A 13,222-nucleotide genomic window follows, 5' to 3' on the forward strand; every position below is an offset into this window, starting at 1 on the left:
ATTTAATATGCAGCTACAAGCGCAGGTTCAGCTTAAAAACTTAAATACATTAAATTTGAATGCGATTGCTTCACATTATGTGCAGATCAATCATGCAGATGATGTCATTGCGGCATTGGCATTTGCCGAACAACAACATTTAAACGTTTTGATTCTTTCGGGTGGCAGTAATGTTTTATTGCCGCAGCAAATACACGCCTTGGTGATGCATTTAAATATTCAGGGCATTGAAGTGCTTTCTGAAGATGAAAATACCATTACCGTCAAAGTGGGTGCTGGGCAAGTGTGGCATGACTTTGTTTTATATAGTACGCAACAGCATTGGTTTGGATTACAAAATCTTGCTTTGATTCCAGGTTTAGTCGGTGCTTCTCCTGTACAGAATATCGGTGCTTATGGCGTTGAAGCTGGTGAGTTTATTGAATCGGTACAAGTTTATGATCGTGAACTGAAACAGTTTGACTCAATCTCTGCCCAAAATTGCCATTTTGCTTATCGGCATAGTATTTTCAAAGATCAGCCCAATCGTTACATCATTGTGAGTGTGACCTTTAAACTATTGAAACAAGCTGAGCTTAAATTAAATTATGGTGATCTTAAGCAAGCGGTAGGTGATGAACTCACTGCAGAAAATTTACAAAATCAGGTGATACAGATTCGCCAAAGTAAATTGCCTGACCCTAAAGAATTTCCAAATGTCGGAAGCTTTTTTAAGAATCCAATTTTGACACAAGTTGAATTTGACAAAATTACTCAACAATTTCCAAACATACCGAATTATCCGCAGGCAAGTAGCAGTGTTAAAGTGGCAGCAGGCTGGTTAATTGATCAAGCAGGTTGGAAGGGTAAGCAGCTTGGCTCGGTTGGGATGTTTCAAAAACAGGCTTTGGTGTTGGTAAATTATGCCGAGGCGACGCTAGCGGATGTACAAAATACCTATCAGGCTGTACAAAGTGATGTAAAACAAAAGTTTAGTATTCAGTTGGAGCCTGAACCTGTGTTATACAGTGAACAAGGTTTAATTCAAGCGCATCGTGGGTGAAGAAATCTATGGCGAAAGTACATTGGATGGTCAGTTTAGTACGAGTAATTACCATATTATTCGTGCTATTGGGCTGTTTTGTGCTTTTTTTATATTCACCTTTTTATTCACAGTTTGTCGTGAAAGGCTTGAATCGTTTTGTTCCTGTAGACGTCAATGAAGTGGCTGCGCAAAGCCAGCGACCAGCGGCCTTGAGTGAACATGAAACACTTGAGCCAGGTTCTAATTTATGGATTGCTCGTCAAGCTTATTTAAAACTCATGGAAAAAACCTTTCAATCTGAAAAATCAGAGGATTTAAGGTTAATTCAAGCGCGCTATAAATTACTGCAACAGTTGATTGTTGAAGAGCAAGAAAATGAAAACCAAGACGAGAAAAAGCAACCGAATATTCCTTTATTGAGTGAACAGCAAAGTGATCAGGATCAGGCGAGTTCTGCTGTGGTGATTAATACACCTTTGGATTTCCTACAATGGAATACACCAAGTAATCAGGCTCTCATGGGCAAATATATTGCCTTTTTAGAAACTTATCCGATTGCCTTACCTGTGAGTGAAGATGACAAAGATCAAACCAATAAAGATTTGATCGAGCTAAAAAAGAACAAAGATAATGTCGTAGAACCACAAAGTATTTCACAACCGAATGCAATTGTGGTGTTGGGTGGTGGCCTGACTCTAGGTGCTAATGGTAAAGATATTGTTGTGAACAATTACACTCGTTTGCGCTTGGAAAAAACCTTACAAGTCGAGCAGAAGTATGCTTTACCGATTGTACTGAGTGGTGTTGAAGCGCCATACATGCAAGCGTGGTTGAAAGAGCGTGGGGTAGATGCCAAATTGCTTGAAAATCGCAGCATGAACACCTGTGAAAACTCTCGGTTCAGTTCTTTATTGCTGCAAAAGAAAGGTGGCGCGCCAACAGTGATTTTAATTACGGATGCGTATCATATGCCACGTACTCGACGTTTGTTTGCCTTAAATGGAATTGAAACGATTCCAGTAGTTGCACCGATGCCAACGACGTTGACGCAATGGCGCCCAAGTGAACAAAACTATGATCATAGTCGTCGTGCGAACTATGAGATGCTGGCAACGATCCGTGATATGTTATTTGGCTCAAGTGATTGTCGAGAGATACCATAATGTCTGATATTCCATTTTTAAATCCGACAATTTTAAAACAACTAGATTTACCTATACCCAATCGAGAGACGACGCCTCAAGTTCTTGAGCCATTGGATTTATCCACTGCAACTGAACTATCCAAACCTTTGCAAGCCTACCGTAAGCTATATGGCTTACATTTACTGGACTGTGAGCATTGGCAAGGCTATGTGGAAATGCCTTTGTTTCGTTTGCATGTGCAGGTTTTTCAGCCGAAACAACAAAAATTACAAGGCACGGTTTGTCTGCTACATGGCTATTTGGAACATAGTGGAATTTATCAGCCGATTATTAAAGAGATCCTAGATCAAGGTTTCAGTATCGTCACTTATGATTTGCCAGGGCATGGCTTGAGCAATGGTTCACCAGCCAGTATTCAGAATTTTGATCATTATCAGCATGTTTTACATGCCGTCTACGATGCAGTTCGTGGAGCGAAACAATTACCCAAGCCATGGTTAGGTATTGGGCAAAGTACAGGTGGTGCGATTTGGATGCACCATTTACTTGAATATGCTGAGCGTCGAGAAGATCCGATTGTAGATCGAGTCTTGTTATTATCGCCATTGATCCGACCTGCAAAGACGGCATGGTGGCATAATTCAGTTGGACTCGGCATTATCCGTCGGATTAAAAGCCAAGTGCCACGACATTTCCGTCGTAATAATCACAATCCTGAGTTTTTACGTTTTGTTCGCTTAAAAGACCCATTGCAGCCGCGGATGATGGGCATGGACTGGATTCTGGCAATGTCTAAATGGATGCTGGAAATGGAACAGCGTCCTGCGTGTCGTATTCCAGTATGGTTGGCACAAGGGGCTTTGGATCAAACCGTTGACTGGCGTTATAACATTGAATATATCCGTCGTAAGTTTAGATTGCAGACTTTGTTGATGTTAGAAGAAGGTTCACATCAATTGATTAATGAGCGGGCGGATATTCGTGCTGCGCTGACGGGTTTAATTCCTGCTTTCTTACATGCAAAACCAAATCACCATTATTATTGATTTTACTTTTTTAGTTATTATTTAAGTGATAGAATTTCTAATATTATAAAAAATATCAATAAATTAGATATTCGGGGAAACAATGACAAAAGGTACATTAAGGGGTTTTTGTGTCTTTATCTTGCTATGTTTTACTTTTCCTGTTTCGGCACAAGAGTTATATAAATGTGTGACGAATCAGGGGACAGCATATCAAAGTCGACCATGTTCAAGCAAAGCTATTCAGAGAACAACCTGTACGGGCTCTGCCATGGACGGTTTTAATAGTGATTGCCGTTCTATAGAACAACAACGTCAGCAGGCGATGAACTATGAAAAAAATGCATATACGCAGGATTTAGCTACGAATAAAACAAAGGCAGAATCTCGGCATTCAGAATTCCAAAGAGTTACGGTTGAATTTTCTGAATGTAAACAAAGGATTATGACTTTGCAGAGATTAGCCCGTTATGCTGATCACCGAGCTCAGTTAGTTGAAAATAACAGCCAATTTTATGCTGCGAGAGTCTGTACCGAGGACGGTAGTGTTTATTTGAGCTGTAATGCTACAACAAATACATTATTGACGCAGACCAGCCCAACTTGCCCATTCAAAAATGTTAGACGCTAAGCTTTTAGAACGCATTAATTTTTAAGTATTAAAATAAAGTGGTAATTTTCAATGAAAGCAGCATTTATTGTAATTGGGGTTATTTTTGCAACGTTCTTCTTATTAAATCGCTGTTCGCACCGCGATGTAATATCAGATCAGGCTGTGCAGAGCAATCCAGTTCAACAACGTCAACAAGCTTTAGATCAAATTGTTTTATTACAACCCCTTAAGCAACACGCTTTCAAAGATTATGAAAGTATTCAGCAAACCGCTAATGCATCTGTTCAACCTGAAGAGATGCTTGCCTTTGTCAGTAGTACGTTATGGTGGAAGTTACGTGATATTGTCGAAAAGCAAGCGGATGATGAAGGACAAAGGTTGTGGATCAAGGCATATTTGCAACAACTTTATGATGCCAAACGCAAAGGTAATTGCTTTCCTATAGCATTCCCTCTTTATGGAAAAACCAGCATAGATGAGCGAAGAGGCTTACTTAGTCAAAGCACACAACAACAAACAGCAGCCGCATTGGATTATATTCTAACGCATCAAGGAACACATTCAGCTGTTGATCGTATGCAAGCCCCATCAGCATGGATGCAAATTGCAGATAAATTGCGACAAGATTATGGGCAAGATGCAGACTTACTCAATGCTGGAGAAACAGCTCAAGATAAAAACAAGCAGTGTGAAGTTGTAATAAGAACTTTCGAATATATTTTATCCTTGCCTCTAGAAGAACAAGGTCCAGTTATTCGCTGGATGTTAAACCGACATATTTCAGTGAGTATCTTTTAGATGAATAAGCTGATGATGGAGTTCTATTCAAATTTAAAAATGCAGTGGATCAGAATCATTTTAATGCTAGGTTTAACCTTAAGCCTATGTGCCTGTGGAAAAACAATCCATGAACCTAAAGCAGGTGAATATGGTCAAAACTTGGTTAATTCTGTTCTTTTAACACAAAGTGAACTGCAAGAATTGAATAAGGCTGTTATTGAGAAGCCTAAAGATACCTTTCAAAGACCCAACGTGGGTATTAGTTTTCAAGCTGATCATAAGCAAAATCCATATCGCTTTGTTATTGTTGCGAAAGGGGCGGCAATACAAGCAGGAAAAGTAGAGCTAAAGTGGATTGGTGGTGTTCAGAGTGAATCTTCCAATGGTTACCACCCTGAGGTTTTCCAAACCAATGATCAACACAGTTATGAGTTAAATGAACCTGTAATATTGATAATTAGTTCAGATCCGTTTTCAGTGAGCGAACAAAATAATGGTATGAATTACAGTATTCATGCGGAATTAATGGAAGCATCAAATATTCAATTGCAGTCTGTAGAAGTGCAGGTTTGGCAAGGTAAAGGTTCGCAATATAATTGGACTTCTTATCTCAAATTTCTCGTAATTTTAATGGTTGCTATTTTTGGTATTTATCGATTTATCAGTCGATAATTTATAACTTTGGGATCAAATAAAAAGCCACCTCAGGGTGGCTTTTTATTTGATTAGAATCGAGTGGCATCCGCCATTTTCCACATACGATAATAGAAATTATCCTCATCTTTTAAATCACCAAGCAGTAATTCATTTTCTTTCAAGAAGAAGTGAATTTGTGCATAGTTTTTGATTTCACGGTCATTCATACGCTGCGCCAAATGGTGCGCTTTGATGTCAGATGGATGGTTTAAACCCGCAGCTGCAATCATTTCAGATAAGGCGTGCAGGGTGTTTTTATGAAAGTTAAAGACACGCTCAGCCTTACTTGGAACATCAATGGCTTTTTGGCGGTCTTTGTCTTGTGTCGCAACGCCAACAGGACATTGGTTGGTATGGCAGCTTTGCGCTTGGATACAACCTACTGCAAACATAAAGCCACGTGCAGAATTAACCCAATCTGCGCCCAAAGCAAAAGTGCTGGCAATATCAAAGGCACTGATCATTTTACCGCTGGCACCAATTTTAACCTGATTACGCAGTCCTGCACCGACAAGGGTATTGTGAACAAAACGTAAACCTTCTCTTAACGGTGTCCCAATATAGTCACTAAACTCGATGGGTGCTGCGCCTGTTCCACCTTCAGAACCATCTACCACTACGAAGTCAGGTACAATTTTGGTTTCTAACATAGCTTTGACGATGCCCATGAATTGCCATGGTTGACCAATACAGAGTTTAAAACCAACAGGTTTACCGCCAGAAAGTTCTCTCAGTTTTTGAATGAAATGCATCATTTCAATCGGGGTGTTAAAACTTGGATGCTTGGATGGAGAAACGCAGTCATGATCTCGTGAGATACCACGGATATTTGCAATTTCTTCCGTAATCTTATGTTTAGGTAAAATTCCGCCGTGACCTGGTTTGGCACCTTGTGAGAGTTTCACTTCAATCATTTTAATCTTTGGATTTTTTGCTTGCTGTGCAAACTTTTCAGGATCAAATAATCCTTCAGCTGTACGGCAACCAAAATAGCCACTGGCAATTTGCCAAACAATATCTCCGCCATGTTCTAAGTGGTAGGGGCTTAAACTTCCTTCACCCGTATCATGATAAAAATTTCCCAAATGTGCGCCTTTATTCAGTGCACGAATCGCATTTGCACTCAGACTACCAAAGCTCATCGCTGAAATATTCATGATCGAAGCACTATAAGGCTGGCTACATTGGCTATTTCCAATCAAGACGCGAAACGATTCTGGATTTGCAGGCGGGCACGGTGCAATTGAATGCACAATGAAACGATAGTTTGGATCATATACATCAATGATTGAACCAAAAGGTTTATCTGCATTTTCATTTTTTGCACGTTGATAAACCAAACTGCGCTGCATACGTGAAAAAGGCAGAGCATCTTGATCTGATTCAATGAAATATTGGCGAATTTCAGGACGGACATCTTCAAACAGAAAGCGGAAATGTCCAATAATTGGATAGTTTCTTAATATGGCATGTTTCTTTTGCAGTAAATCGCGTAAGCCGACCACACTCAATAAACTGGTGACGAGCCAGAGGCTGTTTAAAAGCGTATCGGAAATAAAATAATAAATGCTATGGGGGGTATAGCTAATTTTAAACCACGTAATGGTCAAAGCCGTAAAAATACAAAGAAACCAAACAGAATGTCTTGAAAAGAAAGTGTTAAGTAATTTATGTCGGATAGCTTGTGCTGGACTAGCCATAGCCAGGAGATTCCTATCATGAAGCAATGGTCAAACGATGCCAAGAAGCTGCCCGAACCACAAGTAACGAATTGTTAGACTTGAGAATTATTCTCTTATACGCTTCATTATTTGATTTTGTTGCAGAATGAGCTTGGGCGCCTACAGTTGAATATTTACTTGAATCAATGTTCCTAACACGATTACTATCGTGGCTATTGGTAACTTTCATAAATATAGATTTTTGTATTCGCAAAGAGATTGGCTAGATGCATTTATTGGGACTTAAAAATGAATAAAAAAGGTTCATCCATTACTCGAGTTTTAGATATTATCGAAGCTATTTCGACTGCAAAGCATCCACCATCTCCCTTAGATCTTTCTGTAGCGTTAGACATTCCAAAACCAAGTATCCATCGTTTACTACAAACCTTAGAGCAAGAAAAATTTGTTAAAACAGATATGTATGGTGGTTATATTCTTGGTGATCGAACCTATAAGCTCTTGATGAGTTCATGGGAGCAGGAACCTCGAAAGATGGAACGATTGGCTATCCTACAAAAACTATCAGATCAGATTAATGAGACTTGTGGGATTGCGATTCTGAGTGAGAACCAAATGTTGTATACCGATCGTGTCCAAGCGAATTGGCCTTTACAGGTGTATTTGCCTGTTGGTGCGACAGTGCCACTGTGGTGTACTTCAAGCGGAAAGCTGTTTTTAAGTTTTCAGCCGTTGAATCGCAGGAAAAATATATTAGAGCATTTACCCATTACGCAACTCACCAAAAATACCATTACCGATCCAGCCTTGCTTGAAGAAAATTTGAATCAAATCTTCTTAGATAAACTTGGAACTGATAATGAGGAGTTTATCTCCGGTATGGTCGCCTGTTCAGTGCCTATTCAAAGAGGAGATACAATCGTGGCCTGTTTATATGTGCATGCACCTACAATACGCAAATCGCTTGAAGATCTAGTTGCCTTTGAACCACTTCTACGTCAGGCGGCGAGTGATTTAAATAAACTGATCGATGTCTAAATCAGAGCAAGCAAATTGCTTACTCTGTTTTCTCTTTATTGAACTAGTTGAGTGTAGGCATAGAAAACTCAGCACCTTCACGAACATTGGTACTCGGCCAGCGTTGAGTAATGGTTTTACGACGCGTATAGAAGCGGGCACCATCTGGTCCATAGGCATGCAAATCACCAAATAATGAGCGCTTCCAGCCACCAAAACTATGATAGGCCACAGGGACTGGAAGCGGGATATTGATTCCTACCATACCCACTTTAATGTTATCGCTAAAATAGCGTGCAGCTTCTCCATCTCGCGTATAGATACAGGTTCCGTTTCCATATTCGTGACTGTCGATCAGGTCCATTGCTTCTTGCATGGTTTTAACGCGGATAACTTGAAGTACAGGACCGAAGATTTCTTCTTTATAACTGGTCATATTGGAGGTAACTTGATCAAGTAGTGTTGCACCGACATAAAAACCATTTTCGAAGCCTTCAGGAGCAGCATTTCGACCATCGACAATTACGCTCGCGCCTTGTTGTTCAGCACTGTCAATATAATTGATCACTTTTGCTTTATGCTGTGCTGTAATCACTGGACCAAAATCATTGTCTTTATTTGAGTATGGGCCATATTTGAGTAGATCGATTTCTTTCGATAATTTCGCGATCATTTGATCAGCAATTTCATCACCTACTGCGACTGCGACGGAAAGTGCCATACAGCGTTCACCTGATGAACCAAATGCAGCACCTAATAAAGAACTAACTACATTGTCTAAATCTGCGTCAGGCATGACGATTGCGTGGTTTTTTGCACCACCAAGCGCCTGACAACGTTTACCAGCAGCCGTGGCAGTTTTATAGATATATTCTGCGATAGGCGTTGAACCGACAAAACTGACGGCTTGAACTCGTGAATCGAGAAGTAGGGTATCAACTGCTTCTTTATCGCCATTCACGACATTCAGTACGCCATCAGGAAGTCCAGCTTCTTTGAGAAGTTGCGCAATAAATAAGGTGGAAGATGGATCGCGCTCAGATGGTTTAAGTACAAAAGTATTACCGCATACGATTGCCATTGGGAACATCCAAAGTGGAACCATAACAGGAAAATTAAACGGGGTAATCCCTGCAACAACACCTAAAGGTTGAAACTCACTCCATGAATCGATTGCGGGTCCGACATTTTTACTAAATTCACCTTTTAGAAACTCAGGCGCACTACAAGCATACTCAACATTTTCAATGCCACGTTGTAATTCTCCTGCGGCATCGTGTACGATTTTGCCATGCTCTTCACCGATGAGCTGACAGATCCTTTCGGCATTTTGTTCCAGTAATTCTTTAAACTTGAACATAACTCTTGCACGTTTAATCACAGGGGTGTTCCGCCATTCAGGGAAAGCGGCTTCAGCTGCTGAAATCGCTTCCTCAACGGTTGCTTTAGAGGCGAGTGCAACTTCTTTCGCTTGTATGCCTAATGATGGGTTGTAAACGGCTTGCGTACGTGCATGCGTTGTATTGACTGCACCATTAATAAAATGTCCAATGAGTTCCATGTGGATTTATCCTCTCGTTATATAAAGTTAAAGTTTCTATGCTGACCAAAGTTGCTGATAAAGGCTGATCATTTGCTGAATCGTGGGTACGATGGGATTGTTTGATGGTGAGCCGGAGGCAAGTGCTTGCTCGGCCATGGTCCGAACGACATCGTCAAAATACTGTTTGTCGACACCAAACTCAGCCAATGTGGGAACTTTCAAATCTTGATTAATGGCAATTAAGGTTTTGATGAGCTTTTGATTGGCAATTTCAATATTGTCATCAGGATGCGCACAACCAATTGCTTTGGCACAGTCTGCATAGCGCTCTGGCGCTGCTTGGATTGAAAACTCAGTGATTAAAGGAAGCAGCATGGCATTGGATAATCCATGCGGAACATGAAAAAAAGCACCGATAGGACGGCTCATACCATGTACCAATGCAACTGAGGCATTGGAAAATGCAATACCCGCCAAGGTAGAACCAAGCATCATTTTTTCACGTGCGAGCTCATTGTTGGGCTGGTGATAAACGATCTGTAAATTTGGACCCATAAGTTTCATGGCAGCAAGTGCTTGCGCATCACTATATGGACTGGCTTTTTTACTGACATAAGCTTCAATTGCATGCGTAAGCGCATCAATGCCTGTATCTGCGGTTGTGCGAGGTGGAAGTGACATTGTGAGTTCGTAGTCGATAATTGCGGCGATAGGCAGAAACCCTAGTCCAGCACACAGCATCTTCTCATTGGTTTTGTCATTGGTAATGATGGTAAAACGGGTACATTCAGAGCCTGTTCCAGCAGTTGTTGGAATGGCGATGATCGGAAGGCCCAGCTCATTGACTTGTCTAGGGAACTTATAGTCTGATATGTCCCCGCCATGCTTACTCAAGATACTGATTGCTTTAGCACTATCAATCGGGCTACCTCCACCAACCGCAATAATGGCATCATAGTGCTTTGCTTTAATATGATTTACACCAGCCTCAATGGAACTAGAAGTCGGCTCAGGTATAGTTCCATCAAAATAGTCACTTTCTATATTTTCAGCTTTGAGCAGATCTTGAATTTGCGTGATATACCCAAGTGAAACCATCATTTTATCGGTAATAATGAGTGGTTTTTTTGCACCTAAGCTTTCTAAAATCATGGGAAGCTTCGCTCGTGCATTTTTTCCAATTTCCATAATCCTTGGAAGGTGCGTTGAAAAAGACATTTTTAATTCTCCGTATTTATTAGAATCCAAATAGATCGTTTTTAAAAAGAGCCGAATATTGTTCCAAGTGTAATCACACCACTCAGTGCAATCAGGGGAATGATTACAGCAACAATGAACATGTCATAATAAGATTGTTTATGGGTCAAACCACACAGCGTAATAATGGTAATTACAGCACCATTGTGGGGAAGTGAGTCGAGTGCACCAGAAGCCATAGAGGCGACACGATGCATGAGTTCAAGTGAAATGCCATATTGGATGGCTAATTCTTTATAAGTTTCTCCCATGGTATTTAACGCGATACTCAGGCCACCTGACGCAGAACCTGTGATCCCTGCCAAGACATTGATGACGATTGCTTCTGAAATAAGCGGGTTATTCGGTGCAATGCCAACCAGAAAGTCTCGTAAAATAATAAAACCAGCCAATGACGCAATAACTGAACCATAACCAACTTCTGATGCCGTATTAAAAATGGGTAAAAATGACGAGGAAACACCTTGCTGAATTGAGTCTTTGATATCGATGATAGTTTTCCAGTTCAGCAGAATAATGCTTAAACACGCTAAGACTAAAGCACATATGATTGCCCATAATCCAATCACTGAATTGAGTGAGGTATTCCCAAACTGATCCGTTGCCAAATATGCAGTATCCAGCGAAGGTAAGATGAGTTTAGTGAGGACTAAGTTGCTCACAATCACAATGAAAATTGGAATAAACGCAACCACAAGACTTGGCTTGGCACGTATTGAATTCTGCTCAAGGTGAGCCTCGTTATGATGTCCATAACCTTCGCTCTTAAGATCCGCTTTTTTGACACGTCTATTGAGCCACCACATACCAGTTATCAAGATAAAGATCGATGCCAAAACACCGAGTCCTGGTGCAGCATAGAGATCAGTATCAAAAAAAGGCATCGGGATTGCATTTTGAATTGCAGGTGTGCCTGGTAAGGCTGTCATGGTAAAGGTGAGTGCACCTAACATAATTGCCGCGGGAATTAAACGCTTGGGAATCCCAAGCTCTTTAAATAATGCAGAAGCAATCGGAAAAACTGCAAAACCTACAACAAAAAGTGAAACGCCTCCGTAAGTTAAAATTGCACAAGACAACACAATGGAAAGCATAGCTCGGTGATGACCAAGTTTTTCAACAAAAAAATTGGCAATGGTTTGTGCAGAACCAGAGTCATCCATTAATTTTCCAAATACTGCGCCTAATAAAAAAAGCGGGAAGTATTTGATGATATAACCGCCTAAACCTGTCATAAACACTTGTGAATAGAACCCAAGTAGTTCATTGCTTAAACCGCTCCATACCACTGCAAATAGTGCCAGTAGGGGCGCAAGTATGATTACGCTAAATCCTTTATATGCTAAATACATCAGCAGTATTAAGGACAAGACTATTCCAATTAGTCCGACCATTTTATACACCTGTTTTTGTAGTTTTGTATAATGATACGAAACGTATCATTATTAATGTATATAATTTAATCTAAGTGAAGTCAAGAGAGATAATTAAAGTGAAGTAATCGGGAGGTTAGTCGATTGTATTGGAGGATTTTTGTGAGATGAGAAGCAGATAAATTAAAAAAATATTAAAATCAAATAATAATTTTATTATGAAAGTTCTAGATTACATAGGGCATTAGTGAAGCGAAGGAGATTGAAAACCAAGTTTTTATAAGCAAATTTTGAGGAAGCAAGCTTTAAAACTAAGAAAAGCGAGTGATCAACTCGTTCATGTTGAAGTGGCCTAATTCAGGATTTATGGTTCATTCCACAACCTTTAATTGTTGCTTTTATGCTTTATGAAAGAATATAGGGCAAAACGTTTCTGTAGTGAGCACATTATTCTAGTTCAAGCTGATAGTCATCTTTGGTGACTTTAATCTTAATCTTCTTATACTTTCTTTTATTGGGGTTTAAAGCAGAGTCAGTAACTTCAATTGCAAAATCTGGATTTCCCATCAAGTCATAATAGGCTTTATAACCAATTAAAATTTTCTGTGGTCTGGCACCATGTTCATGGCGATAACCTTCAATCAGTTGAGTTAATTGTTCGAAAATCGGAGTATGCGTCATCTCTAAATTGTCTCATAAGTCTTTGCAGATCATTTGCTTAAGCTAGTCGAACTTTGTTAAGAATTTAAGACAATCGCTAAGATCTGATAATACTTATTTTCGATGACGCTGAGACCATGGTCTGATTTAGCAATGCATCCATTTATTTTTTAATAACGACCATTACAGGACCAAATAAGCAATAAAATTACACATAACATAATTTAATTATGTATTGCATAAATTTAAGCTTTCTTGTAGCATGGATCTATAGCTGAGAGCCAATGATCAAGAACCAAGATTTCTTCATCTGGCGCCTCATGGATGGAAAGGGCTTTAACATGGATGCTTTTACATACTTATAAAAACACCTGTCGCCTTTTCTGATCAAGCATGCAAATGTGAAT

General features: G+C 39.9%; 12 protein-coding genes. 7 read left to right on the plus strand and 5 right to left on the minus strand.

Features of this window, described 5'->3' with window-relative positions; genetic code table 11:
- Nucleotides 1–7: 7 nt before the first annotated feature.
- The 6 genes from murB to F887_RS10185 all read left to right on the plus strand — a co-directional run bounded on the left by murB (nucleotide 8) and on the right by F887_RS10185 (nucleotide 5,259).
- Nucleotides 8–1,042 (plus strand): UDP-N-acetylmuramate dehydrogenase, encoded by a 1,035-nt coding sequence (gene murB, locus F887_RS10210; RefSeq protein ID WP_005293537.1) that lies wholly within the window; start codon nucleotides 8–10, stop codon nucleotides 1,040–1,042.
- 8 nt (nucleotides 1,043–1,050) lie between these two features.
- Nucleotides 1,051–2,187, plus strand: a complete 1,137-nt coding sequence (locus tag F887_RS10205; protein WP_005293541.1) for a YdcF family protein — start codon at nucleotides 1,051–1,053, stop codon at nucleotides 2,185–2,187.
- Nucleotides 2,187–3,215 (plus strand): alpha/beta hydrolase, encoded by a 1,029-nt coding sequence (locus F887_RS10200; protein WP_005293543.1) that lies wholly within the window; start codon nucleotides 2,187–2,189, stop codon nucleotides 3,213–3,215. Before F887_RS10205 ends, F887_RS10200 begins: the two co-directional genes overlap by 1 nt.
- 82 nt (nucleotides 3,216–3,297) lie before the next feature.
- Nucleotides 3,298–3,825: a DUF4124 domain-containing protein gene (locus tag F887_RS18635; RefSeq protein WP_005293545.1), complete on the plus strand. Its 528-nt coding sequence runs from the start codon at nucleotides 3,298–3,300 to the stop codon at nucleotides 3,823–3,825.
- Nucleotides 3,826–3,876: 51 nt separating this feature from the next.
- Nucleotides 3,877–4,605 (plus strand): hypothetical protein, encoded by a 729-nt coding sequence (locus F887_RS10190; protein WP_005293550.1) that lies wholly within the window; start codon nucleotides 3,877–3,879, stop codon nucleotides 4,603–4,605.
- Nucleotides 4,606–4,644: 39 nt separating this feature from the next.
- A complete protein-coding gene (locus F887_RS10185) occupies nucleotides 4,645–5,259 on the plus strand; it encodes a hypothetical protein (protein WP_416201964.1) in 615 nt (204 codons plus the stop codon).
- Nucleotides 5,260–5,312: 53 nt separating this feature from the next.
- On the opposite strand, the gene F887_RS10180 is transcribed toward F887_RS10185, so the two are convergent.
- Entirely contained in the window at nucleotides 5,313–6,983 is a 1,671-nt protein-coding gene (locus F887_RS10180) for an FMN-binding glutamate synthase family protein (protein ID WP_005293556.1), read from the minus strand.
- 270 nt (nucleotides 6,984–7,253) lie between these two features.
- Here F887_RS10180 and F887_RS10175 point away from each other — a divergent pair, with 270 nt between their 5' ends.
- On the plus strand, nucleotides 7,254–8,003 hold the full coding sequence (locus tag F887_RS10175; RefSeq protein ID WP_005293560.1) for an IclR family transcriptional regulator: 750 nt from the start codon (nucleotides 7,254–7,256) through the stop codon (nucleotides 8,001–8,003).
- A 43-nt stretch (nucleotides 8,004–8,046) separates the two neighbouring features.
- Here F887_RS10175 and F887_RS10170 read toward each other — a convergent pair whose 3' ends face one another.
- The 4 genes from F887_RS10170 to F887_RS10155 form a co-directional block, all read right to left on the minus strand.
- Nucleotides 8,047–9,543: a CoA-acylating methylmalonate-semialdehyde dehydrogenase gene (locus F887_RS10170; protein ID WP_005293562.1), complete on the minus strand. Its 1,497-nt coding sequence runs from the start codon at nucleotides 9,541–9,543 to the stop codon at nucleotides 8,047–8,049.
- Nucleotides 9,544–9,579: 36 nt separating this feature from the next.
- A complete protein-coding gene (locus F887_RS10165) occupies nucleotides 9,580–10,743 on the minus strand; it encodes an iron-containing alcohol dehydrogenase (protein ID WP_005293564.1) in 1,164 nt (387 codons plus the stop codon).
- Nucleotides 10,744–10,784: 41 nt separating this feature from the next.
- Entirely contained in the window at nucleotides 10,785–12,176 is a 1,392-nt protein-coding gene (locus tag F887_RS10160; RefSeq protein WP_005293567.1) for a GntP family permease, read from the minus strand.
- 426 nt (nucleotides 12,177–12,602) lie between these two features.
- Nucleotides 12,603–12,836 carry a hypothetical protein gene (locus F887_RS10155; protein WP_005293569.1) on the minus strand — a complete coding sequence of 78 codons (234 nt, stop codon included), beginning with the start codon at nucleotides 12,834–12,836 and terminating at the stop codon, nucleotides 12,603–12,605.
- Nucleotides 12,837–13,222 lie beyond the last annotated feature (386 nt).

This window comes from Acinetobacter sp. NIPH 2100 (assembly GCF_000369805.1).
Classification (GTDB): Bacteria; Pseudomonadota; Gammaproteobacteria; order Pseudomonadales; family Moraxellaceae; genus Acinetobacter.

What these genes read in the sequence shown, in the direction of transcription:
- murB (WP_005293537.1), top strand. Translation starts at nt 8, where the DNA reads ATGCAGCTACAAGCGCAGGTTCAGCTTAAAAACTTAAATACATTAAAT.
- F887_RS10205 (WP_005293541.1), top strand. Translation starts at nt 1,051, where the DNA reads ATGGCGAAAGTACATTGGATGGTCAGTTTAGTACGAGTAATTACCATA.
- F887_RS10200 (WP_005293543.1), top strand. Translation starts at nt 2,187, where the DNA reads ATGTCTGATATTCCATTTTTAAATCCGACAATTTTAAAACAACTAGAT.
- F887_RS18635 (WP_005293545.1), top strand. Translation starts at nt 3,298, where the DNA reads ATGACAAAAGGTACATTAAGGGGTTTTTGTGTCTTTATCTTGCTATGT.
- F887_RS10190 (WP_005293550.1), top strand. Translation starts at nt 3,877, where the DNA reads ATGAAAGCAGCATTTATTGTAATTGGGGTTATTTTTGCAACGTTCTTC.
- F887_RS10185 (WP_416201964.1), top strand. Translation starts at nt 4,645, where the DNA reads ATGCAGTGGATCAGAATCATTTTAATGCTAGGTTTAACCTTAAGCCTA.
- F887_RS10180 (WP_005293556.1), bottom strand. Translation starts at nt 6,983, where the DNA reads ATGGCTAGTCCAGCACAAGCTATCCGACATAAATTACTTAACACTTTC.
- F887_RS10175 (WP_005293560.1), top strand. Translation starts at nt 7,254, where the DNA reads ATGAATAAAAAAGGTTCATCCATTACTCGAGTTTTAGATATTATCGAA.
- F887_RS10170 (WP_005293562.1), bottom strand. Translation starts at nt 9,543, where the DNA reads ATGGAACTCATTGGACATTTTATTAATGGTGCAGTCAATACAACGCAT.
- F887_RS10165 (WP_005293564.1), bottom strand. Translation starts at nt 10,743, where the DNA reads ATGTCTTTTTCAACGCACCTTCCAAGGATTATGGAAATTGGAAAAAAT.
- F887_RS10160 (WP_005293567.1), bottom strand. Translation starts at nt 12,176, where the DNA reads ATGGTCGGACTAATTGGAATAGTCTTGTCCTTAATACTGCTGATGTAT.
- F887_RS10155 (WP_005293569.1), bottom strand. Translation starts at nt 12,836, where the DNA reads ATGACGCATACTCCGATTTTCGAACAATTAACTCAACTGATTGAAGGT.